Annotated in this window: 28 protein-coding genes; 10 read left to right on the forward strand and 18 right to left on the reverse strand. The window is 59.4% G+C overall.

What is annotated here, in order from left to right:
• Positions 1-137 precede the first annotated feature (137 nt).
• Entirely contained in the window at positions 138-578 is a 441-nt protein-coding gene (locus tag Q7U39_03705) for an S-adenosylmethionine decarboxylase (protein ID MDO9117036.1), read from the reverse strand.
• Between the two features lie 178 nt (positions 579-756).
• Between Q7U39_03705 and Q7U39_03710 the strand changes: the two genes are divergently transcribed.
• Together Q7U39_03710 and Q7U39_03715 are read left to right on the forward strand one after the other, a co-directional pair.
• Positions 757-942: a hypothetical protein gene (locus tag Q7U39_03710; GenBank protein MDO9117037.1), complete on the forward strand. Its 186-nt coding sequence runs from the start codon at positions 757-759 to the stop codon at positions 940-942.
• Between the two features lie 79 nt (positions 943-1,021).
• Entirely contained in the window at positions 1,022-3,001 is a 1,980-nt protein-coding gene (locus tag Q7U39_03715; protein ID MDO9117038.1) for a patatin-like phospholipase family protein, read from the forward strand.
• Positions 3,002-3,011: 10 nt separating this feature from the next.
• Here the strand turns inward: Q7U39_03715 and Q7U39_03720 are convergent, their stop codons facing one another.
• The 11 genes from Q7U39_03720 to Q7U39_03770 form a co-directional block, all read right to left on the reverse strand.
• Positions 3,012-3,335 carry a PilZ domain-containing protein gene (locus Q7U39_03720; protein MDO9117039.1) on the reverse strand — a complete coding sequence of 108 codons (324 nt, stop codon included), beginning with the start codon at positions 3,333-3,335 and terminating at the stop codon, positions 3,012-3,014.
• Between the two features lie 70 nt (positions 3,336-3,405).
• Positions 3,406-3,765, reverse strand: a complete 360-nt coding sequence (locus Q7U39_03725; GenBank protein MDO9117040.1) for a DUF1499 domain-containing protein — start codon at positions 3,763-3,765, stop codon at positions 3,406-3,408.
• A 72-nt stretch (positions 3,766-3,837) separates the two neighbouring features.
• The gene (locus tag Q7U39_03730) at positions 3,838-4,854 is read right to left on the reverse strand and encodes an endonuclease/exonuclease/phosphatase family protein (GenBank protein ID MDO9117041.1); all 1,017 of its coding nucleotides are present in this window, start codon (positions 4,852-4,854) and stop codon (positions 3,838-3,840) included.
• Between the two features lie 181 nt (positions 4,855-5,035).
• Positions 5,036-5,425 (reverse strand): FKBP-type peptidyl-prolyl cis-trans isomerase, encoded by a 390-nt coding sequence (locus Q7U39_03735; protein MDO9117042.1) that lies wholly within the window; start codon positions 5,423-5,425, stop codon positions 5,036-5,038.
• Positions 5,425-6,534 (reverse strand): DUF2914 domain-containing protein, encoded by a 1,110-nt coding sequence (locus Q7U39_03740; protein ID MDO9117043.1) that lies wholly within the window; start codon positions 6,532-6,534, stop codon positions 5,425-5,427. The genes Q7U39_03735 and Q7U39_03740 overlap by 1 nt, the downstream gene beginning before the upstream one ends.
• Before the next feature lie 175 nt (positions 6,535-6,709).
• Entirely contained in the window at positions 6,710-7,771 is a 1,062-nt protein-coding gene (locus Q7U39_03745; GenBank protein MDO9117044.1) for a hypothetical protein, read from the reverse strand.
• Positions 7,772-8,040: 269 nt separating this feature from the next.
• Positions 8,041-8,688, reverse strand: a complete 648-nt coding sequence (locus Q7U39_03750; GenBank protein MDO9117045.1) for a hypothetical protein — start codon at positions 8,686-8,688, stop codon at positions 8,041-8,043.
• 91 nt (positions 8,689-8,779) lie between these two features.
• Positions 8,780-9,400: a hypothetical protein gene (locus Q7U39_03755; protein ID MDO9117046.1), complete on the reverse strand. Its 621-nt coding sequence runs from the start codon at positions 9,398-9,400 to the stop codon at positions 8,780-8,782.
• Between the two features lie 38 nt (positions 9,401-9,438).
• Positions 9,439-9,816 (reverse strand): hypothetical protein, encoded by a 378-nt coding sequence (locus tag Q7U39_03760; protein ID MDO9117047.1) that lies wholly within the window; start codon positions 9,814-9,816, stop codon positions 9,439-9,441.
• Positions 9,817-9,842: 26 nt separating this feature from the next.
• Positions 9,843-10,178 carry a hypothetical protein gene (locus Q7U39_03765; protein ID MDO9117048.1) on the reverse strand — a complete coding sequence of 112 codons (336 nt, stop codon included), beginning with the start codon at positions 10,176-10,178 and terminating at the stop codon, positions 9,843-9,845.
• Positions 10,175-10,465 carry a hypothetical protein gene (locus Q7U39_03770; protein ID MDO9117049.1) on the reverse strand — a complete coding sequence of 97 codons (291 nt, stop codon included), beginning with the start codon at positions 10,463-10,465 and terminating at the stop codon, positions 10,175-10,177. Before Q7U39_03770 ends, Q7U39_03765 begins: the two co-directional genes overlap by 4 nt.
• 335 nt (positions 10,466-10,800) lie before the next feature.
• On the opposite strand from Q7U39_03770, the gene Q7U39_03775 reads away from it, so the two are divergent.
• From Q7U39_03775 to Q7U39_03810, 8 genes are all read left to right on the forward strand, one after another.
• A complete protein-coding gene (locus Q7U39_03775; GenBank protein MDO9117050.1) occupies positions 10,801-11,691 on the forward strand; it encodes a polyprenyl synthetase family protein in 891 nt (296 codons plus the stop codon).
• A gap of 123 nt (positions 11,692-11,814) precedes the next feature.
• Positions 11,815-12,798, forward strand: coding sequence for an NAD-dependent epimerase/dehydratase family protein (locus Q7U39_03780; GenBank protein ID MDO9117051.1), 984 nt, complete (start codon positions 11,815-11,817; stop codon positions 12,796-12,798).
• A gap of 12 nt (positions 12,799-12,810) precedes the next feature.
• Complete coding sequence (locus Q7U39_03785) at positions 12,811-13,623, forward strand: carotenoid biosynthesis protein (protein ID MDO9117052.1); 813 nt, start codon at positions 12,811-12,813, stop codon at positions 13,621-13,623.
• 44 nt (positions 13,624-13,667) lie between these two features.
• Positions 13,668-14,288, forward strand: coding sequence for a cytochrome c (locus tag Q7U39_03790; GenBank protein MDO9117053.1), 621 nt, complete (start codon positions 13,668-13,670; stop codon positions 14,286-14,288).
• A 28-nt stretch (positions 14,289-14,316) separates the two neighbouring features.
• Positions 14,317-14,649: a DUF5666 domain-containing protein gene (locus tag Q7U39_03795; protein MDO9117054.1), complete on the forward strand. Its 333-nt coding sequence runs from the start codon at positions 14,317-14,319 to the stop codon at positions 14,647-14,649.
• Positions 14,650-14,663: 14 nt separating this feature from the next.
• Complete coding sequence (locus Q7U39_03800; GenBank protein MDO9117055.1) at positions 14,664-15,119, forward strand: phage holin family protein; 456 nt, start codon at positions 14,664-14,666, stop codon at positions 15,117-15,119.
• 75 nt (positions 15,120-15,194) lie between these two features.
• Positions 15,195-17,018 (forward strand): ATP-binding protein, encoded by a 1,824-nt coding sequence (locus Q7U39_03805; GenBank protein MDO9117056.1) that lies wholly within the window; start codon positions 15,195-15,197, stop codon positions 17,016-17,018.
• Positions 17,019-17,247: 229 nt separating this feature from the next.
• On the forward strand, positions 17,248-17,613 hold the full coding sequence (locus tag Q7U39_03810) for a hypothetical protein (GenBank protein MDO9117057.1): 366 nt from the start codon (positions 17,248-17,250) through the stop codon (positions 17,611-17,613).
• Between the two features lie 104 nt (positions 17,614-17,717).
• Here the strand turns inward: Q7U39_03810 and Q7U39_03815 are convergent, their stop codons facing one another.
• The 6 genes from Q7U39_03815 to Q7U39_03840 all read right to left on the reverse strand — a co-directional run bounded on the left by Q7U39_03815 (position 17,718) and on the right by Q7U39_03840 (position 25,589).
• On the reverse strand, positions 17,718-18,290 hold the full coding sequence (locus Q7U39_03815) for a DNA-3-methyladenine glycosylase (protein MDO9117058.1): 573 nt from the start codon (positions 18,288-18,290) through the stop codon (positions 17,718-17,720).
• 139 nt (positions 18,291-18,429) lie between these two features.
• The gene (locus tag Q7U39_03820) at positions 18,430-20,475 is read right to left on the reverse strand and encodes a TonB-dependent receptor plug domain-containing protein (GenBank protein ID MDO9117059.1); all 2,046 of its coding nucleotides are present in this window, start codon (positions 20,473-20,475) and stop codon (positions 18,430-18,432) included.
• A gap of 125 nt (positions 20,476-20,600) precedes the next feature.
• Entirely contained in the window at positions 20,601-21,026 is a 426-nt protein-coding gene (locus Q7U39_03825; protein MDO9117060.1) for a DUF3842 family protein, read from the reverse strand.
• Positions 21,027-21,029: 3 nt separating this feature from the next.
• Positions 21,030-21,446: a nickel-responsive transcriptional regulator NikR gene (nikR, locus tag Q7U39_03830; protein MDO9117061.1), complete on the reverse strand. Its 417-nt coding sequence runs from the start codon at positions 21,444-21,446 to the stop codon at positions 21,030-21,032.
• 102 nt (positions 21,447-21,548) lie between these two features.
• The gene (locus Q7U39_03835; protein MDO9117062.1) at positions 21,549-22,904 is read right to left on the reverse strand and encodes a Do family serine endopeptidase; all 1,356 of its coding nucleotides are present in this window, start codon (positions 22,902-22,904) and stop codon (positions 21,549-21,551) included.
• Positions 22,905-23,042: 138 nt separating this feature from the next.
• Complete coding sequence (locus Q7U39_03840; GenBank protein ID MDO9117063.1) at positions 23,043-25,589, reverse strand: heavy metal translocating P-type ATPase; 2,547 nt, start codon at positions 25,587-25,589, stop codon at positions 23,043-23,045.
• Positions 25,590-25,672: the final 83 nt, after the last annotated feature.

Raw genomic sequence — 25,672 nt, forward strand, 5'->3', positions numbered from 1 at the left:
GTGCCGGAGTTGGTTGCGGCGATCGACGAGTTCATTCGGCTCAATAACAAGAACCCCAAGCCGTTCGTGTGGACCAAAACCGTCGACGACATTCTGAAGAAGATCAAGCATTGTAAAGCCATGATTGAGACACCACACTAGTAACGAAGCGTGACCGTCGCCATACTTCGGCGCGCGCCGAAGAATTCCTTCGAAAAGGATTCGACGACGGCCGGGTCATACCCCTTGCAGCTGAAAATATCGAGATAGGCGTTGTTGGTGTCGTTGGCAAAATGGCCGCCGATCAACGACGTCGAGATCAGCTGCACCATGGAGTAGCCGGCCACACGACCTTCGCCGAAATTCACGACCTGGCACTCGCCAAAACGCTTCATCCCGATGAGCTCGCACAGCTCAACGACGTAGCGCTTGATGTGGTCAGCATCACGGATGAGGTCGGGATTGCAATCTTGGAGATCGACGGCGGTGCAAAGGCCCCATGCCTTGCCGGGTCCTACCATGTCCTGGACAGGTAGCGAAGCGGCGACAGGGGTGTTCGTTGGTAAGATTGACGACTCGGATCCAGCCGAGATGCTCATGGGTCGAGACCTTTCTGTTAAAGAGTAAAGAGGCACGCGCGCAGCACATTTTTTTGCACTATACCATGAAGTTTTTTCAGTGAGACGCAACGCGAAAACTTTTTTTTAGCTCGGGCCACCCGGTGCGCTCCAAGTCGGTTGACAAGGTTCACACCCCTCGGTGACAATGCGCCCCACTATGAGCAACCCATCGACTCCGACCGTATCCGCAGCGACGCTCCCGGACCGACTCTGCACCTGGTGCAAGGTGTCGATGAAGAAACGCCTGGTCGGCGGCGCGCAATTCGTCCACTACACCTGCCCAAAGTGCGTCTTCCAACACACGACCCGACTGGGCCCGAAGCTCCCTCCGGTCAAACACTAACCCCCTCTCGGTTGCTCCGCTCCAAAGCTTAAGTGGAATCACTCGCGCCCTCTTTCTTCACTTCCGGGATTCCGCTAGAGTGCCGCCTGTGATGGACCTCAGGCGATCATCGCGCGATCTCTGCCTGTCGAGCGCGGGCCTGCTTCTGCTGGCCGCACTCTCCGCCTGCCAAACCGTTCCGACCAAGACCTATGACATCCGCCAGCGGGCCTTCACCTATCAACCCGGAACCCTCGTCCAGGATTACCAGGAGGAGTACGCCTATATCGAACAACGGCGGAACACCGTGGCCAGCGGCGAGTCCAACGGCGTCGCCGATCATGTCCCGATGGTCCTGCAGGTGCCCCCGCACCTGACCGGCCTGGCTTTCTCCGGCGGCGGCATTCGCTCGGCCACCTTCCATCTGGGCCTGTTGCAATCGCTCCACGACATGCAGCGATTGCCCAAGATCGACTACCTGAGCACCGTGTCAGGCGGATCCTATGTGGCAGGCTGGATGCTGGCTCATCTGGGCCAGGAACAGGACGATGTCTACGGCAATCTCGTCCAGACGATGGACCAGGGCAAGCTCCTCGACCCACACAACGATTTCGTCGCCCATTTGCGGCATCATTCCGGCTTTATCAAGGAAGGCGGCTTCTGGGAAGGGCCAAAGCTCATGTGGGGCTATATGTGGCGACTGATCCCCTATTACATGTGGGATTTGATTCTCCACATTAAAACCCCGCCGGAGATCGGCAACGAACTCCACCTCTTCACCCCCTACGAAGACCGAATTCAGCTCACCTACCTGCGCGGGAAGCACGAGACTCCGCTCGTCCGGCTCAATCGCAAAGACGCCGACGCGCCGTATCTGATCATCAACGGCAATCTGGTCAACCGCGGCCGGCCACGCGCCTATGAAGGCGAGTCGAACCGTCCCTACCGCGACAATTACAATTTCGAGTTTACGCGCGACTACACCGGCTCCGACGGCCTCGGCTATATCCAGAGCGCCGGGTTCGGCCTGCCCGTAGTCGAAGCCCAGACCGAGGATGGCAAACCGGCCTGGTTCAATCCGCGAAAAGTCGTGGTGGAGGATCTGACCGAAGGCACCTGCCACAAGCCGAGACCGGAACGGATCAGGGCGGACGCCTGCGTGCGCTTGTCCCAGGCCATGACCGCCTCCGGCGCGGGGCTGGATCTGGATAGCCTGGTCGAAGAATGGTACCGGAACGATGTCGCGCGCCTGCTCTTCCGGTTCGGCACCGCGCCATTTAACATCAATAACGAATTTCAGACCTGGAACTACGCCCGCCGGTTCAATACCCCCGTCACCACTGTCTGGGACTATTTCCTGATGATGACCATCCAGCGGATCTGGCCCGATACGAAAAGCCGGTGGATCGAGATCACCGACGGCTCGTTTTACGACAATCTCGGCACACAGACCTTACTCCGCCGCCAGGTCAGTCACATCATCGTCGGCGACGCCACGCTCGACACCACCTGGCAATACGACTACCTCCACCATCTCCAGGCCAGAATCAAAAGCTATTTCGGCGAGGGGGCACAGTGGTGCGGAGAAATCCCGGAACAACATGAGATCGTCTGGTACCGGCGCTTCTGGGTCCTGCGGCCTGACGGTACCCCGACCGTCATCCACTACCTGAAGCCCTATGCGTACAACTCGACCCTCTTCAAAAAGAACCCGTCATTGGCCGCGCCTGGGAAGATCTTCGTCAGCGCCGATCCGGAGAGCGGCCGTCCGTTGGCCGAAGCGCCGCTCGCGAGCCCCCCGACGAATCCGACCCATCTGGACGGGAACCGGCTGCTCTCAATGATCAGCGACGCCCAGGCCCGCGAACGGGCGCAACTGGCCATCAAGAAGGTGACAAAGATCGTCGAGGCGCCTGAAGGCAAGGAGTTTCCCCAGACGAGCACGGTGTTTCAGTGGTATGAGCTGGAAGAATTCGAGGCCTACCGGCACCTGGGCTACCTGATGGGCTGGGCCTATCTCTCGAAGCTGGAATTATCCGAAACGGAACTCACCCCCACAACGAGCTGCCGCACGTTATAGGGGTCATGCTCTAGCGGCGGGAAAAACTATTCTGCACATGATCGTCGAGGATATGGGCCAGTCGCTCACGATCCTCCAAGCTGATCGCGGTGATCGTCGCGCCAAATTTCGGGGACCGCACATGGACGACCTGTAATCCACAGGTCAGCGTTCGGCCCTGCTCAAGATCGAGCACCAACTGGAGCGTATCGCCGCTCTTCACAAAGAGACGGCTCTCAATTTTGACGCCGGTCTCGCTGACATCTACCACCTTACACGGCACCGAGAGCGACCCTCGCTGCAAGCGGCCGGCACGGCTCACCTCGACACGTGACCCTTTTCGTTTGAATCCCATAGCATTCGCCCTCCTGCCGTGAAAGCATAGCAAGAGGCCGGACAACGCCCAAGGAAATTACCGAATAGTGCTAGAGCTTGTCGCCGAGGAGAGACCGGATCTCTTCCATCCGCTTCCGGTTCACGCCGAGATCGCCGTAGCCGGTGCGTGAGGCAGAGCGGAAGTGGACGGTCTTGGTCTCGTCGTCGAAGAGAAACTCCACATCATCGACAAACCTGAGCAGCAGGCTGGTGAATTCGTAGTGCAGGTAGGACTCGTCTTCCTCGACGAGCCTGGTGCGTGGCATGGCCTGAACCATGGCCTTGAGCGACTCCTTGGCCTCAGCCTTCGACTTGCGGTAACGAAACGGCGCGATGGCATGGCCTTCGTCCTGGGCTTGGGTAGACACGCAGTTAGGGCTGGAGGGACAGGTCAGGCTTCTGGTTGCCATATCAGCTGATTTCCCTTCGGCGATCATATCTCATATCCGACAGAGAGCACCCCGCTTGAGCCATTGATGCAATCACGGCACTGGCGGCTTAGCTTTTCGTTTCAGATAGTCCGCGCCGAAATCTACCCCCAACTCGACCCAGATCGGCAGATGATCGGACATCTTATAGGTCCGCCACTCGCGATAGGTCTTGGCATCCTTGTCCGGCAGGTACGTGGCCTGATCGTCGTTGCGATACACCTGGTCGAAAAATGGAAACACGCCGGCCTTGGCGACGCTCACCTGGCTTTTGATGTCCGGAGCCAGAAAAGCCATCTGATCGAACGGTTTATCCAGATTGGCGTTCGTGTACTTTCCTTTCAACCCTGCGGGGATCTCGAAGTCCGCCTTCTCGATCGCTTTGAATGTGGCATCGTTGGTGCTGAAAACGTTGAAGTCTCCCAGCAGGACGGCGTTGTTGGCCCATCGATCCTTTGACTTCATACGAGCCTTCAGCAGCTTCACCACGACCTCGGATTCTTTCTGACGCTGCGGATCGTCCGGTTTCGCATCCCCGTAATACAAATGCTGCGTGCAAATCGTAAATTTGAACCAGCCCGCACGAAACCCGGCCAGATAGGGCGTCCGTGAGAAGGCAAAATCCGACACCAACGTGTCCCCGTCTTTCTTCATGGGCGGGACCAACTCGCCGGCCAATCCGCCGAACGCCAGCTTCCGCGTATCGTAAATATAGGCATGCCGCTCGCTATTTCCCTGCACGCCGAGTGTCACGTCGGACACCAGGAATTTCCACCAGCCTCCGAGAATCCCCATCAAGCCGTCCAATGCGTCGAGATCGTCGCGCACTTCCTGAATCGCAATCAAATCAAACCGCGAGATGATCTCCGCCAGATAAAAGAGCGCCTCTTTATCCCGTCCATCGGACTTGTTGCCGCCGAACTCCCGGATATTCCAACTTGCCAAGAGCAACGTCTGATCGAGCGTCTTCGCCGGCACAGTTGAATCCAACGCCTTCTTGAGACGGAGCAGGCCGTCCGCTGTTCGGCGACCCACGGGAGTTCGATTGTCTATCGCGCGATAGAAAGGCATCAGAGTCCCCTCATGATAAACACGGTATCTGCAACACGATCGTAGGCGATCGTGCCGCAGTACTGCCTCGATTACGCAAGAAGAAATACAGCAGGCAGAGCCTAAACAGAATGGAGAAAAAAGTCGAGGCGGAGAAACAGGAAGCACATGAAGCGCCGAGTACTCGCACCGAGGGGGAGGTTCATCTTAAGACAATCTCTCGCAGCCAGATCTCCACCACCAATACCGCATCGGCGGGAACCAGATCCGGAATTCCTTTGTCCCGATAGGCCAGGTGGGGGCTGATGCGGACTTTACGATAGCCGCCGGCTTTCATATCTACTAGGGCGTGTTCGATCCCGGCGATGGCCTGGCGCTGGCCGAGTACGATCGTGTGGTCGATGAGCGTGACGCCGTCGACGACTCGGCTCATTTCTTTGGGAAGCTGCTTGGCCTGACTATCGTTGAGCGGGACTTCATCGCCCTGGTTCAGAAAGATCCGCGCGTTAAAGACGACTCGATCGCCCTTCTGAGCCTGTCGGCCTTCTCCGCCCCGTTCTTCCAGTAACTCGATTCCGCTCAGGCACTTCATCAGTACGAAAGAGTCCTCAACGCAGTCGGTTGATCACTCCGCTGCTCGACCCGGACCGACACCCGTCCGACGATGCGGCCGTCTTCTGTTTCGACGTCCACGCGCCAGTCGCCGGGATCGAGTCGCTGTTTAAAGGTGTAAGCCCGATAGCCGCCTTCGCGGCCGCCGGAGATCTTGATGGGAATCTTGTCGGCATGGGTGAAGGGCTTGCTGCTGTTCGGACGGAAGTACCAATGGTGGTAGACCGTCGTATCCAGCGCCACCGGGGCAAAGACGGCCGTGAAGCAGTAGATCGGCTCATCGGCGGGGAAGGGATTCTCGGAGCGTTTCCAGACTTCGTACCATTTCCGATCGTAGGTCAGGAGAAAATGATCCCCCTGCCGCTGCACTTCGCGATAAATGCCGCCGAACTTCATCGAGAGCGGCACCGGCGGAATCCAGTTCAGGAAATAAAACCCCACCAGCAGCGCAATAAGCCCGAAGGCCGGAGCCGTCACACCGACCGCTTCACGTTTGGAGCGATCCGGATTGTTGCGATAAATCAAATGCACGACCCGAAAGGTGACCACCGCCGTCAATCCGGCACCCGCGAGAAATATGGCCGCGTTCATCAGACCGGTCATGACCGGAAGAAAGAAGGTGAAAAACGCGAAGCAGACTAACGCATAGAGGCTGACTAAAAGCCGCAGGCTGGAGAGCCGGTCGCGCAGAAACTCGTTTCCGACCAGCAGCAGGATCAACAGGGCGAAGAAGATCGCGCTGCTCGTCAGCGTGGCGCTACGGGAATAGAAGATCGCGTAAGCGCTGAACAACCCGCCCAACAGAAACTGCACCGCTATCGGGTAATAGGGCCTGGCGCGCAGCACCCACCGTGTAAAGGGCGAGAGCGCGGCCAATTGCTCCCGCTCCGGCGGCGGCTCAATCCCTAACCGGCCGGTCAGCACAACGAGGACGCCCAAGAGCAATAGATAGATCAGCAACAAGAGATTGTCTTGCAGCCGGTCGATGCGCGTGAGCGTCAGGGTGTCGTACGTCACACCGGACAGAAAAAAAACCGCCGGCATAAAGGGCTTGGTGAGAATCGTCATAATGCTCTGCGTCGCAGACATGCCGCCTACCGTTTCGCATCTACATAGGATTGTCAAACTTTGCGAGAAAACGGACGACTCAAAACGATCATCCAACGAGGCCGCAGGAGAGAAATAACCGGAGGCGTACCCTCTGGGGTACGTTGAGGATTATTTCGATCCGAGAACGAAGTTGGGGGTCGTTTTCAGTCGTCCGCTAAACGAAGGCAGGGAGCGGAGCATAGCTCACCGGATGCCCGATCAGCCGCTCCAACCATGGCCCCATGGCCTCTTCTTTGAGCGGAGCCCGATTCAGCCGCGCCTCGATCTGGAACTGCCCGTTTAATCCGACAATGCCGATGATCGCCGAGGCATCGTCTCCTTCTGGCAACACCGCCTGCGTTTGAAACTCACAGAGCGTGGCATACAAACGACCGGCTGGCTGGATCGCTTCCAACACTTCCGGCAACTCATCCAAGGGACAGTGGACTGAACAGCGATAGGCAAAACGGGCGCCCGGCTCAATAGCCGCGAAATCGGCCAGCGCCTCTTCAGAGAATCCCGTCAGATAGGCCCGCACGCCAGCCGGTTCCTGCGCAAACGTCGCCGCCAGCTTGCTGGCCGGCACCAGGAACTCAAAAGAGTCGGTCGTGTTGTACTCAAACTGGCAGGGCCCGAAGGCGTCAGGCCAGGAACAGAAGAAGGGTGTCGTCGGATCGGCCGGACGCAAGATGACTTGCTCCTTCTCGATCAGCGTTTCGATGGGCAGTTCCAGAATGGTGATGGCATCGAGAAAAGCGGCCCGCCGTTCATCCAGCCATTCCGCGCGTTCGCTGTCCGCGCGCGTTTCCCCCGGCGTAATCACCTCCGTCGTCTGCAGGCGGATGCGCAGGAAGGAATGGGCATGCCGGAACCCGAGCCAGAACATGCTGCGTGGCTCGTGTCGCCGCAACGACTCGCGAATGCGCCAGGGATGGCTCACCGAACAATAGGTGCCGACGTCCTGATAGCGTTGAAAAGCCGTATGGTAGGCGCCGGCCAGCAGGAAGAAGTCCCCCCGCCACCCCTCGCGCACATGCACGAGCGTCACGTCTTCCGTAGCCCAGGGATCGAGCTGATCGAATTCGTCGGGTGCGGACACGGTCCATTCCTCGACGTAGCAGATCACATCCTGCGCGGGCACCGCCGGTTTGAGACCCAATGCGGCCAGCCGTTCCCCGACCGCCAGGATCTGGTTGAACGTCAGCGGTGTCGTTGTTTCCCAGCGCCGCTCACGCACTCTTCCGAATCCCTCCTGTCATCCCGCGAATACGCGGGATGCTCAAAATGTCCCCGGTTCTCACCCACCCAACCCCGGCGCGCCGAGACGCGCCATTCCGCGAACAAGGCCGCAGCGAGTGAAGGCCCGAGGAGGTACATACCACGCTTCGCTTGAACCGCTCGCTTCGATCACATGCGAGCGGAGAGGTACCTTTCCTCCAGTCGGCTTGGTACGTTGAGGGTCTGAACGATGCGAGAACGCCGCTGGCGGACGTTTTCAGCATCCCGCTAGTGGGCTGGTCGCAATGCCCGCTCTGAGACCATCGTATCTGCAATAAACCGGTCGATGCCGTCCTTCAGAGTCGCCGCCAGCAGTTCCTGCACATCTTCCTCGGCAAACCAGAAGACCGTGGTCCGTTGTGCGCCCTCGACGCTTCGAATCGTCGTGCTGCTATCCCCGACATTGCGCGCCTGAATACTGAACTTGTTGCTGGCGTTAATCACCGTCGAAAACACCCGGCTCTTGGCCGTGGCCGAGAATTCAGAGACCTGGCCACTGATAATAATGTCGGCATCCGGGGCATCCGTACTCCGGCCGACTTGCACTTTCCAGGGGCGGCCCCGCCAGCCGCGATTCTTCAGACGATCCGCCAGGGCCTGGGCGATCACTTCTCCCGGACGTTCTCCCGCCACATTGAATACCGTTGTGCCGCCCCAGAGATGTGTCCGCTGTCCCACCCGCGTCTTGTCATCACGGCGATCTTCAAACGGCTCAATCACAATTCTGACCGGCTCTTGTTCAGGAGATGGAGCCGCGGCCGTCGGCGTCCTGACGTCGAGATAGCGCGTCTCTCCCTTCCCCACACATCCGGCCATCACCGCCATGACTCCGACCAGACCCACTCCCATCACCTGCCGCAGCATCATTGATTTCACAGACGCCTCCTCACGCTAAACAAATAGTGCGCCGACACTGGCCCAGTCTACCCAAGTTGGCATTCAGAGACAATTCCCAGGACACCGACCGTCAGGCCGTGAGAATCGGCAACATCGACCGAAAGGTTTCCCGACTCAGGTCAGGGAGCAAACCCGCTTGCAGCCGGGAATCGGTCATCGGCACAAACCGCACAATCTTGATGAATCGACGCTCGGCCAGCACCGACGCGATCTGCGCCTTGCGATCGTGCGTGATCGGCAGGGTATAGCCTTCCCCCCGCTTCCACTCCCACAAGGTCGGGGCCAGCGACAGTTCCAATTCCTGCCCGGCCAGCTGATGAAACCGATCAACGATGTGTTTCTTGTACTGTTTGATGCCGTCCCCTTCGAGAATCAACGCGCAGGCCAGATGATGGCCCCACCAGAACAGCGTCCGATAGGTAAACTTGTTGCCCCCATCGAAATGTTTGGGATAGTCGAGATACTGGTAGGGAAAGAATTCGAGCTGTTCGCCTTTGACAAACTGATGCGCATGAGGCTTGAACCCTGACGGCACCACCAAGCTGGCATGGCCGAACTCTTCCGTCAGTCCCGCGAAGGTCGCATCGAGCTGAGCCCGCACCTTGGCCGAGATCCGCTCTTTCTTGCGAAAGAATTGCGCATCCGCCACCAGAGCGGCCTCTTCATCGGTCAAAGCGAGCGGGAGCGTCATGCGTAGCGATCACGGCGGAGCAGGTGAATGGTGATGGGTTATTTCTGCCGCATTTCAAACTGCGCGACCGCTAGATCGTAGTGGCATCGGCAATCGGCACAACGGATCAGCACCCGGTCTTCAAAGACATCCATCTCACGCAGCGACAACGCGGGGCGATGGCCGGCAATACAGCTCGCCAACTGCGTCAGCCCCTCAGACTCACCGACCACAGGGGAAACCGAAGCATCGCTCTGGCTCTGCTCGGCCGACGCCTGAGCCACGACAGAGTTACACTGCAAATGATGCGCGGACCGGCAGGAACTACACAGCAGCACCACTGTGCGATCGTCGGCAATCCGTTTTACCGTCAGGCATAACGGATGGACCGACCAACATTGTTGCAGAAAGGCGCCGCTTCGAATGACCTGGGCCATTGTCTACCCTTTCACAGGCACGCCTGCTACAGCTTCCACAAGGCGAACATCACAAGAATACCGACCAGATAGGGGATCACGCAGGAATAAAACAGCACGGATTTCGCCCGCTCCGGTGAGGCCTGGCGCGCGAGCTGTTCTTTGTAGACAAACTCGTAGGAGAGAATAACGATCGTCAGCGTCAGCGCCAGCGTGCGGCTCGTCCGCGGCCAGGTGTACTGACCACTGATGATGAAATTGGACGTAAAAAATCCCGCGAAGAGCAGGACCAGCGGGGCCAGCGCCAGCCGGATCGCTTCAGAAAAATAGGCGTGCCAGTCGGTGCGGGATGGAGCTTGATTCGACGGAGAATTGGAGGTCACGACCCGACGGCAACCGGAGTCTCGTCCTTCTTCGCCGAAGGAGAGGGGGTGCCCTCTTGAGCCGCGCGGCAGGCCTTGCAGACACGCGGACGGGCTTTCAGAAACGAGACCTTGCCGCTGGCGAGACAGCTGTAGTGGACAAACTCATCGCAAACAGCGCAACGGGACCAGCCGCCGGTGAAGAAGGTTTTGTTCCGATAGAGCCCTTCGTTGCACACCTTACAGTTCCGGGGTTCAATCCCCAGCAACATCGGCTCCCAATCTCCGCCGCCTTTTCTGATACTCATAGTAGGGGGAGTATAGCGAAGCGCTCAGACGAAAAACAAGCGATGACTCACCTGCAACACGGTCGCTCGGAAGACCTCAATACCCAAGACGCGTGGCTTCTGCCGCTTCTCCCTTCTTTCCTGCTCTCCTGGATCGGCGTTCGTGATTGTTTCCACCGCGCCCATTGAGCGAGCACCGCCCTTGATTTCAGTATTCGATTATCCCGCGTGCGCGCTCAGGGAGCGAGGAAACAATCACGAGCACCGACCCTTCCCCCCCGTTTGACACCCCCCAGGCCTTTTGTTACTCTCCGAAAAAACTCAGAACCGGTCTGGACCAACCCCTTTTTATCCCCATGAATATCAAAGATTATCTTGAGCAGAAGCGGATCGCGGTGGATCGCTTTCTGGATGACGTGAGCCCCCCGGCCACGACGCCGCCGACGACGTTGCACGAGAGCATGCGCTATAGCCTCATGGCGGGCGGCAAGCGAGTGCGGCCGATTCTGACGATTGCCACGGCGGAGGCGCTGGGCACGACGCCGCCGGGACTGATGGCCGTCGCCTGCTCGCTGGAGTTCATCCATACCTATTCGCTGATTCACGATGATCTGCCCTCGATGGACAACGACGACTTCCGCCGCGGGAAACCGACCAATCACAAAGTCTACGGCGAAGCGATGGCGATCCTCGCCGGCGACGCCCTGCTGACCATGGCCTTCGATCTCTGCAGCCGGCCTGATCTGATGAAGGGCTGCGATCCGATGCGGCAGGTCCGCTTGATTCAGGAACTGGCCCACGGCTCCGGCAACGTTGGCATGGTCGGCGGCCAGGTCTTCGACATTCAAGCCGAGAACAAGGATATCGACCTGCCGACGCTGCAGAATATTCACAAACACAAGACCGGCATGTTGATGCGCGCAGCCGTGCGGATGGGTGCCATCGCCGCCGGGGCGACCGATCGGCAGCTGGATGACATGACGGGCTACGCCGAGGATATCGGCCTGGCCTTCCAGATCGCCGACGATGTCCTGAACGTGACCGGCACCCGCGAAGAGCTCGGCAAGAACCCCAACACGGATGCCGAGCGGGGCAAGAAAACCTATCCGACGTTCTACGGGGTGGATGGCGCCAAGAAACTGGCCGACGACTGCGTCTCACGCGCGATCAATCGGCTGTCATCCTTCGGCCCTTCGGCCGATCCGCTCCGCGAGATTGCGCGGTATATCACCTCGCGAAAAAACTAGTCCTGAGTGCTGAGCGATGAGTGCTGAGGTAAAACCAAGATTCCCGCTACTCATCCCACGGTCATACCCGAACACTCTGTTCGCCATCACTCAGCACTCAGCACTCGGCCCTCAGCACTTCTTATGAAAGCTCTTGTCACAGGCGCAACCGGATTCGTCGGCGCGGCAGTCGTCCGCGCTTTGATCAAAGCCGGAGTCGAGGTCCGTGTGTTGGCCCGCCGTGACAGCGACTTCTCCAATCTGCAGCAATTTAAGATCGACGGCGCCTACGGCGACCTGCGCGACAAGGAATCGCTGCGCAAGGCCCTCATCGGCTGCCAGCAGCTGTACCATGTCGCCGCGCACTACGCGCTCTGGGCTCGCAATCCGGCCATCTTCTACGATGTGAATGTGACCGGCACGAAAAATCTGCTGGAAGCCGCGCGGGACGTCGGTACGGAACGCATCGTCTACTGCAGCACCATCGGCGCAATCGGGCTGCCGCCGGGAGGCGGGTTGGGCACCGAAGACACGCCGGTGTCGCTCGAACAAATGGCCGGCCACTACAAGCGCTCAAAGTATCTGGCCGAGCAGGAAGTCCTGAAGCTGGCCCAACAGGGGCTGCCGGTGGTGATCGTGAATCCCAGCGCGCCCGTCGGCGAAGGCGACGTGAAACCCACCCCCACCGGGCAGATGATTGTCGAGTTCATGAAAGGCCGCATGCCGGCCTATATTGAGACGGGCATGAACATCGTCGATGTGGATGATGTCGCCGCCGGCCATCTCCTCGCCATGCAGAAAGGTCGAATCGGCGAACGCTATATTCTCGGCACGAAGAATCTGATGTTGCGGGAAGTCTTCGAGATCTTGAGTTGCTTGACCGGCGTCAACATGCCAACCGTGAAGCTCCCGCGGGAGCTCATTCTCCCGTTGGCCTACCTGAATCTGGCCTTCTCCTGGGTGACCGGCATTCCCCCGCGCATTCCGCTGGAAGGGGTGAAGATGGCCAAGTACAAGATGCACTACGATTGCAGCAAAGCGATCCGCGAACTCGGGATCCCGCAAACACCGCCGGAAGTCGCGCTCGAAAAAGCGGTGCGATGGTTCCGCGATCACCATTACGCCTGAGGCTCCGCCACTGTGGAGTACGTCACCCTCTTCTTCAAAACTATCCTCTTTCGTCCCTACGTCTTCGCCTTCCTGGCGGCCTTTCTCTTTGCCGCGATCCAACTGATCGGCTGGCCGCGAACCTGGCGCTTCTGGCTGATCAGCTGGGCGACAGCCTTCATCTGCGAGTACTCCTCGACGCGCAACGGCATTCCCTTCGGCTGGTACCACTACAACGGTTCGACGCTTGGACAGGAACTGTATTTTTCCAACATCCCGTTCATGGATTCGATCTCGTTCAGTTTTCTGCTCTACGCCGCCTATTGCGTGGCGCTCTGTCTCTTGCTGCCGATCGATCGCACCGCCGCCTCCGCGCTGCCTCTGAGATCCCTGCGCCTGGACATCAACACACGCACAAGCTGGCGTCTCTGGATTCTGACAGCGCTGCTATTCGCCTTCATCGATATGGTCATCGACCCGGTCGCGCTCCGCGGTGATCGCTGGTTCCTCGGCAAGATCTACTACTACCCTGATCCCGGCTGGCACTTCGGTGTGCCCTTCGCCAACTACGTCGGCTGGGCCGTCGTCGGACTGATTTCGCTCGCCATCTACTTTCCCCTCGACCGCCGGTTGCCCGCGCTGAATTCCTTCCCCTCGGCCGCCACCACGCTCAAGCTCCTGCTTGGAGTCGGTCTCTACTACGGAGTCTTGGTCTTCAACCTCGCGATGACCTTCTGGATCGGCGAGTCCTTCATGGGGTTGAGCGGCTTGCTCATGCATGTGCCGGTGCTCATCCTGCTCGCATCTCGCCTGGTCGAGACATCGCAGCGCCCTGTCGCCTCGTAGTCGTTGGCAATTCTCCGGCAGACTTTGTATAGTGACTTGCTCGTATGAAAGCCAAACTCATCGGTACGATCTTGATCCTGGTTGTCGGCGGACTGGCGTTGTTGGGCTGGTTCGGCTATCAATCTTTTACGACCGGATTCAGCGCCAAAGCCGAACCCAATCCGCTTGAAGTCTTACTGGCGCGGCAAGTCCGCTACCTGGCCATTCCGCTTGAGCACCGCAACAAGCCGAATCCTGTGCCGGTCACCCCGGACGTGGTGCAGGATGGATTGGCCCACTTTGCCGATCACTGCGCCACCTGCCATGCGAACGACGGCAGCGGCCAAACGCCGATCGGCAAGAATGTCTATCCGAAAGCGCCGGATCTGCGCGAATCACCGACCCAGACCATGTCGGACGGCGAACTCTTCTGGGTGATTCATAACGGGATTCGTTTTACCGCTATGCCGGCCTGGGGCGAAGGCGACCCGGAGCAGGATTTAGATAGCTGGAAGCTGGTACATTTCATTCGCCATTTGCCCAAACTCACACCTCATGAACTGGACACGATGAAGTCGCTGAATCCGAAGTCCCAGCATGCGGCGGACGAGGAAGCGGCCTTCGATAAATTTCTTCAAGGCGATGACTCGGCTGCCACGACAGCAGGGTCCGGTCATCATCATTAATACTTTTCATAAGGAGCTGGCACCGACCATGGTACGACACCTTCTATTGGCCTTCGCGCTCGTGTTCACGTCCTCCGCGGCCTGGGCCCACGGGTCGGGCCAGCATGTGCTGGGCACCGTCACGGCGATCGACGGTACCCACATCGAAGTCAAAACTCCCAAGGGGAAAGTGGTCTCGGTGACGCTGACCAAACAAACCCACTTCAAGGCCAAGGGCAATCCGTCGTCGACGGAACTCCCTGCGATCGGCGACCGTGTGGTGATCGAAGCGACCAAGGACAAAAAAACGTTGACGGCAACGGAAGTGCATTACTCTGCGGCGAAAAAAGTGGCACCGCCGCAGGCGCCTGCGGCGCAATAGAGGCTCCGCCCGGCATGGAGAGGATTCAGATATCCCGATTCGCGCAGGCCTCCCCCTTCCACGGCGGGCTGCGGGCCGCGCTCACCCGCGTGATCACGACCGGCATTGCGGTCTTTCTGGCCGTAGCCATCGTGCCCGGCATCGAAGCCGCGACGTTGACCGCGGGCGTGGCCGCCGTCCTGGTGCTGACGTTTTTGAATCTCATCCTGCGCCCGATTCTCTTGATCCTCACGCTCCCGCTGATCGTCCTGTCTCTAGGACTGTTCCTCGTGGTGGTGAATGCCCTGCTTCTGGAATTCACCGCCTACCTCGTGAAAGATTTTACCGTGTCGGGATTCTGGCCGGCCGTCGGCGGTGCGCTGGTCATCAGCATCGTCACCAGCCTCTTGAACATGCGCCGACTCGAACCGCCGCCGGTTGAGCAAGTCATCGTCGAACGCCGGGCTCCGAAGATTATCAATCCAGACTGAACTATCTATACCCGTGTCATTGCATCACCCCTCCATCGTTGCTAGAATGCGATCCCTTAATCGAGAACGCTACCCATGACCATGCCTGCGACACAATCGAAACAGAACGCTGAAACCCATCTGCAACGGACGTTGAATACCGCCCTGAATGAACTCGGGACGGATTCGGCGCTCGCCGCCATCTTCCACCAGGATCAAGGGCCGCTCGTCAGCCATGCCGCCCGCGGCTTTACCCCGCGCGACGTGCAAGCCATTTTACGGACGCTCTCAACCCAGGCTGCGATCCAATCCATACCGAACGATCAGGAAGCCGGGCGCACCATCCGATTGCGGCTCATTACGCCTGGCGCCAAGTCGCTCCTCGGCATGCCGCTCCGCCATCGCCAGCGCACCTACGGTTTTCTTGTTATCGCCCGAAAAGAAAATGCCACCTTCGCCAAGAAGGAAAAAGGCCTGATTGAACAGGCCGGCGACGACATCACGAAGGCATTGGAGCGCGAAGGCCTGTTCGACATGAATGTGGTGCTTAGCCGCCCCTATGTGTCTCGCGAGCCGGCACCGGCCGCTCCGGCGGTCGCGGAAATGTTTGCCGCACCGACCGCGCAATTCACGCCTGAGTTGGAAGAAAAAATCATCAAGGTGCTGGAAGAAGCGAGCCAGTACACGACGTATGACCGGGCCTGGGCCTGTTATTACGATCCCCTCGCGGGCAGCATGGAAGTGCTCGGCGTGGCCGGCGATCAGAAGAGCGAGAAGGACAGCAAGAAGGACATGCGCGCCGGGCACCGGCTCACACTCGATAGCTCGGCCTCCGGCTGGGCCGTCAGGCACCGGAAGCCTCGTGTCGACCATGACCTGGCCTCGACCCAAGGGCGCTTCCTCGATCATAAGCATCTGTATAAAGAACGGTTCGTCTCCTCTCTCGTGGTTCCATTCTTTGTCCGCGGGCAAGTCGGCGGAACGCTGACGCTCGGGTCAAAAGAGGCAGGGCGCTACCAAGCCACTGACGCCCGCACATTGGAACCGATCATCCTGAAGCTCGCCGACCTCCTCCAAGCGCCACCAGCCCCGGTCGTAGCCCCGGTGGCCCAGCCGGAGGCCGGATCCGACAACGCCGTCGTCCCCGATGCGGCGCCGACGATTTTGGAGCCGGTGATCCGCAAGCAGGAGCGGCAGGCAGCCATCGGAGAGTTCAGCGCCTTCCTTGCCACGGAAATCCGGGAGCCGATCGGAGCCATCCGTTCCCAGCTGGAAGAAGTGACCGCCGAAGGCATTCTTGATTTTGATCCGCAAACCCGCGTCGAAAACGCCATGCGTGATTTGATCCGGGTCGAAGCCATTCTGAACGAAATTCTCGATTTCGCGAAGCCGCTTGAGCTGAACCGGCGCCTCTGCCGCATTCCCGAAGTGCTCGAGAGTGCATTAGTGGTGGTGGGTACCGATCTGGAAGTCACCCGCATTCAGGTCACGAAAGACTACGCGACGCAAATCGCTCCGGTGCGCGGCGATGAAGCGAAACTCCAGCAGGTCTTCCTGAGTATCTTCAAGAATGCCGGCGAGGCCATGACGCCCGGCGGTCACTTACATATTCAAGTCACCCAGCATCGCGCCGGCCGCGGTATTGAAGTGCAGATCCTGATCAAGAACGACGGCGCCCCTATTCCGGCTGAAATTCTCGACAAGGTCTTCGAACCGTTCTTTACGACGAAGCGGTCCGGAACCGGCTTGGGCCTCGCAACCGTCAAGAAAATCATCGAAGAGCATGGCGGATCGATTGCCATTGCCAGCGCCCCCGGCGAAGGCACCACGCTGACGATTCGCCTCCCCGGCGTGAGCCGAGGACCGGCTTTCCGCCATCGCGGGCGGGGCCGGAGACCGGCTCGGAGACCTACGGCCTAGCCTCCTCTCCTGGCCGCAACAGCCATCTCCTCGTCGGCAGATGGCCGTTGCTCAGACCTGGCGACACTTTTCAGTAGGATAGTTCCCCCGCGCCATAATTCTTGGCCTCGCTTTCTCGCTTGACAGAGATACCCCCCCATCGCTATGATCGCCCCCACTTGATTCGGCCTAAGAAATTTACTGTTTTTAAACGTATTTTTCCCAGTCACCATTTTCAAAGGAGTAGGGTATGAAGCTCGTACTCGGCACTATTGCGACCTTGTCCGGTGTGCTTTTCACGTTGTCGCTGGCCTCGGCCAACCCCGCGTTGCTCCCCAAGCATGAGGGCTATCCGATGAAGAACAGCGGCAGCCCCGTCACTGGCCAACCAACGGCCAATGATCCAGGCCAGTCCGATGCCCGTGGCGAAGCCACATTGTTGAAATCTGCCGACTCCATCAAGCACAGCCAGCAGAATCTGACCAAGACCGACAATGCCCGGATCACCGAGGGACAGGGCGCAGGCCGTCTCCCGAACGTGCAAGGGCCACAGATTAAGATTGCGCCTCCGGTGACCTCCGCCACCAAGATCGGCGCCGATCGCAAAATCGAGTAGCCAGCTTTTAGTGTGTCACGGAACGGGGTCGTCGTAGCAATACGGCGGCCCCGTTTCTTTTCCACCTATCATCATTTGTGCATGCGCTCTTCGCCCCTTCCACGCTACTCTCTGTTTCGCCTCGTCCCCGCCTTCAAAGCCGCTTGCAACCGAAACCGCCAGAGCTTCGTGGCCCACACACCCGCATAGTCGACGCCGATTCTCGGAAGCGCTGCCACCTGCCGCCGCAAGATCCGGCTTCCCCGATCCTCAAACCATAGAGATTCCTGAATCGTCAGATCGATCCGATTCAAGCTCCGGTCAATCCGCAAAGCCCGACAGAGCCGCCCGGGACCATCGATCAGCACTCCATCAACTTCGATCGCCCGAATCAGCACTGCCGCAGGAAACTCCTCCCGTTCCGTGACGACATTCAAACAATGATACATCCCGTAGATCAGATAGACGTAGGCCATGCCGCTTGGACCGAACATCACTTCGGTTCTTTGCGTTCTCCCTTTCGCCGCATGACAAGCCTTATCCCGTGGACCGACATAGGCCTCGACTTCGATAATCTTTCCCGCGATCTCACGCCCGTCAATGAGCCGGACGAGATACTTGCCAAGGAGAGACCGCGCCACGGCAAGAGTCGAACGATTGAAATAGTCTCGCGGGAGAAGCTTATGTCTTGTAGTCATGTGGTCTAGCTATACAGTTGCTCAAAACGCTCTTCCAACAAGGCCGCAGGCGACGCACGAACCGGAAGCGTACCTTCTGGGGTACGTTGAGGATTTGTGCAAGCCGAGAACGCCGTTGGAGAGCGTTTTCAGCAACCTGTCAGAAGTACCAGGCTAGGCCGCCCATAAAAGTCCGCGGATTCCCTGGCACAAAGTGAATATCGTTGACGGCCGCCCCTTCGTTGCGCAACTGAGAGGAAAACGCAAAGGTCGCCTGTTCCCATTTAGTATTAAACAGATTCTGGATGAATAGAAACGCCTCCATTCGTCCATGAGGCAGCTTGATCGGCAATTGATAACGCTCCGACAGATCGAAATCGATCCAGGCCGGCGACTTGACGCTACGATCTTCTATCAAGGGCCGCACCCCGAGATAGGTTGCCTGTAGTTGTGAGGTCAGGCCGTCCGGCCATTTCAAGAGGAGCGCTCCGTAGGCAGTTACTTCAGGAGCCAGGGGAATGGCATCGCCGTTGCGGAATTCCGCCTTGGTCCAGGTCACACTCCCGTTGAAGTACAGCGGCCCCCACACCTGCCCTCGGGCAGCGACTTCCACGCCTTCCCGTCTGGTCGCCCCGCGAATCTCCGTCGTGCCTTCGTCGCCGACAAAGACGAGTTCCGATTTCAGATCCAGCCGCCAGAGCGTCGCAATCAATTCCACGCCGTCGTCGCCGAATGGCTTTGATCGCACGCCTACTTCATAACTCCTGGCCCGCGCAAGCGGCGAGGAGCCCGGCGCTACGGCCGACCGCGCATCGTTGCTATGATACCCCTCCCCGTAATTGGCGAAAAGCTCGGTGCTCGCCCAGGGACCCAGAATGACGTTCATCTTGGGCAGGACGACGCCGGAACTCTTCCGACCGGCCGGTTGCTCCGCACAAGTCGCGCAACGGTTACGGACATCGAAGGCAAACGTTTCACCGCGAAGACCGCCGGCCAGGCGCAGCCAATCCGTCGGCTGCACCTCAGCTTTGACAAAAGGCGCGTAGGAGGCTTCCAGAATGTCGGTATCGGTCGTCGTACCGGTCATCACGCGCGTCGTCTGCGTGCCGAGCTTGGCATGGATGTCGTCTACCCGGGCTTGAAAGCCGATCGTTCCGATGCTGGGGAGGCCGAACACTTCACCTCGCTGCTTGTACCCGAAGTCGCCCCCATACATGACACGGCGGTCAGATTGGACAATTCCATCGCCATTCACCGGATCGTTTTGGAAGAACGTAAAGTTCGTATAGAGATCAAGTTGATAGTGTTGGGCGTAAGCATTGGCAAAAAACTGGCCGCCGGACAGCGTGTCGTAGTGATAATTTAACTTGGCCGTGCTGCGCATGGTTTTTCCGCCTTCCGACGGATCGATCGCCCCGAAACGATCGAGCGTTCCGTCATGAACGGCGCGCAATGGGATTTCGCCGGAGGCATTCCACTGCGCTTTATGATAGGTACCGGTGATGCTCAGCTCATCGCGCCCGGTGAGGTTCGTGGTCAGTTTCCCGAAGAGATTGGCGCGGAAATATCGGTTGTCGCTCTGGAACGGACCGTTGGTGTAATAACCCTCCGCCGCAATGAGCGTGCGGATCTTCTCTGTCGTCGGCGAGAACATCAGAAGATTTCGAGTGGTACTGAACTGTCCGCCCGCCGACTGGACCACACCCTCCTTGACCACATCGCGCGTGCGGAAGTTCACTGCCCCGGCTGTCGCAAAATCGCCGTACTCCGGCAGATAAGCCCCCTTGTTCACGTCCAGGCCTTCGATGGTTTCAGGAATGATGAAATTGAGATCCGTGTAGCCCTGCCCATGCCCATGGGAACGCAGATTGATCGGCATGCCATCGGCGAAGAAGGCGACGTCAGTCCCATGATCGGCATCGAAGCCGCGCAGAAAGTATTGATCCGCTTTCCCCGCTCCGCCGGAATGTTCGACCGCGAGGAAACCGGGAATCAACCTCAACACCTGGGCTGGGCGGCCCTGCGGCTGAAGGAGATATTCTTTGTCGGGAATAAATTGCTGGGAGGAGGCTGCCACCGGCCGCTCACCGATCACCGAGACTTCGGGCACTTCCAATTCCGGCACATCCGGATCGTGAGCCGTGGCTCGTTCGATGCTACTCACCGAAACACACATGACCATGACTGCGACTACAATACGCCTCATATCCGCCACTCCCCGTTGCTCATGTGTGGACGGATGAGACGCCCACGGTGATCGAGCGACAGCCGACTCATCGACTGGCGTAGACCCTCGTGGCCTCGCAACACTAAACCGATTGAAGCACGTTGTTACGCCTGGCAGGTCGGCGGCACTAAGGCGCGGACGCGCGCAAGAGATCGGGCAATCAGCATATCCAAGGTTCGATCTTCACTTCCCACGATCTCCACATGGGCTCGATTCAGCGGCAACAACACCTTCTTGGCCTTTGCCGCAAGAATGGCCTTCACAATCTCGGGAGTGACTTCACCCAACATGGCACCGGGCAAGACCAAGTTCAACGATGCCACAATGACATCAACCGTCGGAACCGTGTTCGTAATAGCCTGAGGTCCGGCGGCCATCTGGTCGGCCCCGGCGCGCCTCATCGCGTCGGCAGCTGCCACGTTCGTCCCCAACGCAACAATCTGGCAATCCGGCCCCAACGTCGCCCGCAGGCCTATTACCAATCGGCAACCCAGCCCCCCGCCACGCCCATCGATCACACAGACCCGCACCGATTAATCCAGGCCTTTTCCGGTAGTAGTCATCGTCAACTTGCCATGCTTCACGCCTTTCACGCTCACCAGCGCATCGGCGATCTTTCTGATCTCCGATCCTTTCCCCTTCACGACCAGCACTTCCAGGCAATGGTCGTGGTCCAAATGAACGTGCATGCCGGACAGAATCTTTCCGTGATAGTCGTGCTGAATATCGGTGAGCTTGCTCGTCAGATCGCGCACATGATGATCGTACACGAAGGTGATCGTGCCGACCGTTTCCTTATTCTGATCCCATTCCTGCCCGACGAGATTATCACGGATCAAGTCGCGCAAGGCTTCCGAGCGGTTGGTATACTTCCGCCGCTCGATATGTTGATCGAAGGCATCGAGCAGATGATGATCGAGAGAGACGCCGAACCGAACCAGTTTTTTCATGCTTCTCCAGTGCTACGATTTCGAAGAACGTAGCACTGACGGAACGCACGCGTCAAGACAGGGAAGGGCCCGTGATCGGCCTGCTCGGCAATGGCGGGAGAACTACTCGCCCTGGATGGGGATGTACAACGCATTGCCCTGCCGGTTGACGAGCAGGAGCGCGAGATCGCTGGGCTTGAGAGGGTCGGCAAGGCGCTGGAAGGTCGCAAAGTTGTGGATGGCCTGCCGGTTGAGTTCGAGCACCACGTCGCCCGGTTGCAGGCCTGAGGACTCCGCGAGACTGCCTTCTTCGATATCCGTCACCACCACACCGCTGTTGACGGCCAGATCCATCTGACGAGCCAGTGGCGGGGTCACGTCGTCGAAGACCACGCCCGTCAGCGGGTGCGCCGTTGAAGCAGCGGCGGATGGGTTCTGAGCTTTCTTTGCCCGTTCACGCGGAGCTTCCTGGACCGTCAACTCCGCCTGATAGGCCTTGCCGTCGCGAATGAGGTCCAGGCGATGCTTGCTGCCGATCGGCGATTGCGCCACGAGGTTGCGCAGCTGCCCGCTATCCATCACGTCACGGCCGTCGAACCGCACCACCACATCCCCGCGCTTGAGCCCGGCTCGCTCTGCCGATCCCTTGGCTTGCAGATCGGTTACGATCGCGCCTTTGACGTCCGGCAGACGAAAGATTTTCCCCAGAGACGGGCTCACATCCTGAGTCGAGGCGCCGAGAAATCCCCGGACGACCCGGCCGGTCTTGATCAAACTCTGCATGGCGGCCCGCGCCATGTTGCTCGGAATCGCAAAGCCGACACCGACGCTGCCGCCCGTCGGGCTCGCAATCGCCGTATTGATTCCGACAAGCTCGCCGTTGACGTTCACGAGAGCGCCGCCGGAATTTCCTGGATTGATCGGTGCATCGGTCTGAATGAAATCCTCGAAATCAGCCACGCCCACATCCGCTCGTCCCACCGCACTGACGATCCCGAATGTCACCGTCCGGCTCAGCCCGAGCGGATTCCCGATGGCCAACACAAACTCTCCCACGGCCAGCGTGCTGGAATCCGCCCAGGGCACGGTCGGAAGATTCGTCGCATTGATCTTCACCACAGCCACATCTGTCTTCGGATCGGTCGCCACCACTTTCCCTTTGTACTGCCGCCGGTCGGCCAGAATCACTTCTACATCTACTGCGTCAGCGACGACATGGTTGTTCGTAATGATGTACCCGTCCGGCGAAACGATCACGCCGGACCCCTGCCCGTACTGGCGCCGCGCCGGCGGCTCCTTAAATAGACCGAACGGAAGCGTCTCGTCGCTGAACGCCTGATCGCGCACCATCACCGTGGAGGCGATACTCACGACGGCAGGAATGACTTTGATGGCTGTTGCCTTCACCTGATTTTGCAGGTCGTGCCCGTTGGCGACAGGCACCAGATGCGTCGCAGCTGGGCTGGGTCCGGCTACCATAAGGTTTCCCAGGCAGAAACTCAGAGCCCATGTCGCGATAAGAGTCGTTCGATTCATAGCCGTGTTGCGAGAATACCAGTTGTCTTGGAATCAGTGAAATGCCGTGGCCAGCGTACCATGCAGGGATAACGAGCGCACTTATAATTCGATATGCCGCAGCCGGAGCGCGTTCGAAATGACTGACACCGAACTGAACGTCATTGCGGCGCTGGCGATCATCGGACTCAGCAACAACCCGGTGAACGGATACAGCACACCGGCGGCAATCGGCACCCCCAGCAGATTGTAGGCAAAGGCAAAAAAGAGATTCTGCCGGATGTTTCGCATCGTCGCCACACTTAAATGGCGCGCCCGCACGAGCGCCTGCAAATCGCCTTTCAGCAAGGTCATGCCGGCATTTTCCACCGCAATGTCGGCACCCGTACCCATGGCAATGCCGACATCGGCCAGCGCCAAGGCCGGCGCGTCGTTCACTCCGTCTCCCGCCATCGCCACGATCCGACCGCCGGCTTTGAGTTCACGGACGATGCGCCCTTTCTGTTCCGGCAACACCCCGGCCCTGACCTCATCGATCCCAAGTTCCTTGGCGACGGCATCCGCCGTGCGCTGATGGTCCCCGGTCACCATAACCAGGCGAAGGCCATCGGCTTTCAATTGCCTGACGGCGCCCGCCGAGGAAGCCTTAATCGGATCGGCCACTCCTAACAAACCGGCCACCTTCCCGTTCACTGCCACAAACATGACCGTCTGCCCCCGCTCACGAAACGCGGCCGCCTCCTCCTCCAGCACCTCCAAAGTACGCCCCACCACACCGCCGCTGTCGCTCAAGAAGACCGCCGTTCCGATTGCCACCGACTGGCCGTCAATGGTACCGGTCACGCCTTTTCCGGTCACGGCCAAGAACTCTTTCACCGGAGCCAACGTGAGGCCGCGTGCCCGCGCACCGGATACAATGGCCTCGGCCAGCGGATGTTCGCTGCCCTGTTCGAGACTGGCCGCAAACCGCAACACATCCTGATCGCTATAGGGCGGCACAAACCGGACGGAGGCCAGCACCGGCTTTCCTTCGGTCAGTGTGCCGGTCTTGTCGAAGACGATCGTGTCCACCTTGCCGAGCACTTCCAGCGCTTCGGCTTTCCGCACCAGCACACCGGCCGTCGCCCCGCGGCCCGTCCCCACCATAATAGACATCGGTGTCGCCAGGCCCAATGCGCAGGGACACGCGATGATGAGCACCGCCACCGCATTGACCAGCGCGTAGGCCAGCTTCGGTTCCGGGCCAAACCAGATCCAGGCACCCGCCGTGATGACCGCGGCTGCCACAACCAGCGGAACAAAGTAGCCTGCCGCCGTATCGGCCACCCGTTGTATCGGCGCCCTGCTCCGTTGCGCGTCGCTGACCATCTGGACAATACGGGCAAGCAGCGTGTCTCGGCCAACCTTCTGCGCCTGCATCAGGAGACTGCCGGTACCGTTCATCGTGCCCCCGGTCACCATCGTGCCGACCGTCTTCTCCACCGGCATCGATTCACCGGTAATCATCGACTCATCGACGGCCGAACCTCCATCGACCACGATACCGTCGACCGGGATGCGCTCACCCGGCCGCACCCGCAGCCGGCTGCCGACCTGCACCTGGTCGAGCGGCACATCCAGCTCCCGGCCGTCCCGTACAACCCGCGCTGTTGTCGGAGCCAATCGCAACAGCCCCTTGATGGCGGACGAGGTCTGGCTTCGCGCACGAAGCTCCAGGATCTGACCGAGCAGGACCAGCACCGTGATCATTGCGGCCGCTTCAAAATACACCGCCACGCCGCCGCCATGCTGATGGAAGGAGGCCGGCAGCCACTCGGGGATGACCGTACCGACGGTGCTGAATCCATAGGCGGCGCCGGTGCCGATGGCGATCAAAGTAAACATGTTCGGAGCCCGATTGACGATCGAGGCCCACCCTCGTTGGAAAAACGGAAACCCGCCCCAGAGCACGACCGGCGTCGCCAGCAGCCACTGCACCCAATTCAATCGTGCGCCGCCCAGCCACTGATGCAGCGGTTGCCCCGGAATCATGTCCGACATCGCCAGGATCATCACCACAACGGCGGGCCCGAGACTCCACCAGAATCGCCGGCTCATGTCGTCGAGTTCCGGATTCGGCCCCTCTTCCATCGTCACGATCTTCGGCTCCAGCGCCATCCCGCAAATACGGCAGGCGCCGGGCTTCGTCTCAAGGATCTCGGGATCCATCGGACAGATGTACTCGACCGCCGCTCCGGCTGGAACGGCAACCTCGCGGGCCGGACGCTGATCCGGCGGCAACAGGTAATAATCGGGATCGTTCTTGAATTTGGTCAGGCAACTCGTCGCACAGAAATAATAGGTCTTCCCGGCGTACCCGTACGAACCGGCCGCCGTCGCTGGCTGCACCGTCATGCCGCAGACCGGATCGAGGACACCGGCGGCGGCAGGCGCCGCCGGCATCATCATCGGGAGAGGCTTGCGTGCAGTGGGAGAAATGGCAATCGTGACAGGAGGGGCTTGCGCCTTCTTCAGGGCCTTCTCTGGATCGGCTCTGAACCGGTCGAGACAGGAGGTCGCGCAAAAGTAGTAGATCTGGCCCTCGTACTCAAATCGCCCGGCCGCCGTGGCGGGATCGACCGTCATCCCGCAGATTGGATCAATCGCCATCTTCCCTCGAAAAGTGCTGAGCCCGAAGTGCTGAGCGCTAGGTTTTCAGGCTCTCCCGACCGCAACACTCAGAACTCAAGCCT

This window comes from Nitrospira sp., assembly GCA_030653545.1.
Classification (GTDB): domain Bacteria; phylum Nitrospirota; class Nitrospiria; order Nitrospirales; family Nitrospiraceae; genus Nitrospira_D.

Coding starts and splice junctions, on each gene's coding strand:
- Q7U39_03775 (MDO9117050.1), top strand. CDS start 10,801: ATGAATATCAAAGATTATCTTGAGCAGAAGCGGATCGCGGTGGATCGC.
- Q7U39_03710 (MDO9117037.1), top strand. CDS start 757: ATGAGCAACCCATCGACTCCGACCGTATCCGCAGCGACGCTCCCGGAC.
- Q7U39_03805 (MDO9117056.1), top strand. CDS start 15,195: ATGACCATGCCTGCGACACAATCGAAACAGAACGCTGAAACCCATCTG.
- Q7U39_03705 (MDO9117036.1), bottom strand. CDS start 578: ATGAGCATCTCGGCTGGATCCGAGTCGTCAATCTTACCAACGAACACC.
- Q7U39_03820 (MDO9117059.1), bottom strand. CDS start 20,475: ATGAGGCGTATTGTAGTCGCAGTCATGGTCATGTGTGTTTCGGTGAGT.
- Q7U39_03840 (MDO9117063.1), bottom strand. CDS start 25,589: ATGGCGATTGATCCAATCTGCGGGATGACGGTCGATCCCGCCACGGCG.
- Q7U39_03760 (MDO9117047.1), bottom strand. CDS start 9,816: ATGGCCCAGGTCATTCGAAGCGGCGCCTTTCTGCAACAATGTTGGTCG.
- Q7U39_03720 (MDO9117039.1), bottom strand. CDS start 3,335: ATGGGATTCAAACGAAAAGGGTCACGTGTCGAGGTGAGCCGTGCCGGC.
- Q7U39_03730 (MDO9117041.1), bottom strand. CDS start 4,854: ATGCCTTTCTATCGCGCGATAGACAATCGAACTCCCGTGGGTCGCCGA.
- Q7U39_03770 (MDO9117049.1), bottom strand. CDS start 10,465: ATGAGTATCAGAAAAGGCGGCGGAGATTGGGAGCCGATGTTGCTGGGG.
- Q7U39_03795 (MDO9117054.1), top strand. CDS start 14,317: ATGGTACGACACCTTCTATTGGCCTTCGCGCTCGTGTTCACGTCCTCC.
- Q7U39_03790 (MDO9117053.1), top strand. CDS start 13,668: ATGAAAGCCAAACTCATCGGTACGATCTTGATCCTGGTTGTCGGCGGA.
- Q7U39_03835 (MDO9117062.1), bottom strand. CDS start 22,904: ATGGTAGCCGGACCCAGCCCAGCTGCGACGCATCTGGTGCCTGTCGCC.
- Q7U39_03780 (MDO9117051.1), top strand. CDS start 11,815: ATGAAAGCTCTTGTCACAGGCGCAACCGGATTCGTCGGCGCGGCAGTC.
- Q7U39_03725 (MDO9117040.1), bottom strand. CDS start 3,765: ATGGCAACCAGAAGCCTGACCTGTCCCTCCAGCCCTAACTGCGTGTCT.
- nikR (MDO9117061.1), bottom strand. CDS start 21,446: ATGAAAAAACTGGTTCGGTTCGGCGTCTCTCTCGATCATCATCTGCTC.
- Q7U39_03815 (MDO9117058.1), bottom strand. CDS start 18,290: ATGACTACAAGACATAAGCTTCTCCCGCGAGACTATTTCAATCGTTCG.
- Q7U39_03735 (MDO9117042.1), bottom strand. CDS start 5,425: ATGAAGTGCCTGAGCGGAATCGAGTTACTGGAAGAACGGGGCGGAGAA.
- Q7U39_03800 (MDO9117055.1), top strand. CDS start 14,664: ATGGAGAGGATTCAGATATCCCGATTCGCGCAGGCCTCCCCCTTCCAC.
- Q7U39_03810 (MDO9117057.1), top strand. CDS start 17,248: ATGAAGCTCGTACTCGGCACTATTGCGACCTTGTCCGGTGTGCTTTTC.
- Q7U39_03740 (MDO9117043.1), bottom strand. CDS start 6,534: ATGTCTGCGACGCAGAGCATTATGACGATTCTCACCAAGCCCTTTATG.
- Q7U39_03755 (MDO9117046.1), bottom strand. CDS start 9,400: ATGACGCTCCCGCTCGCTTTGACCGATGAAGAGGCCGCTCTGGTGGCG.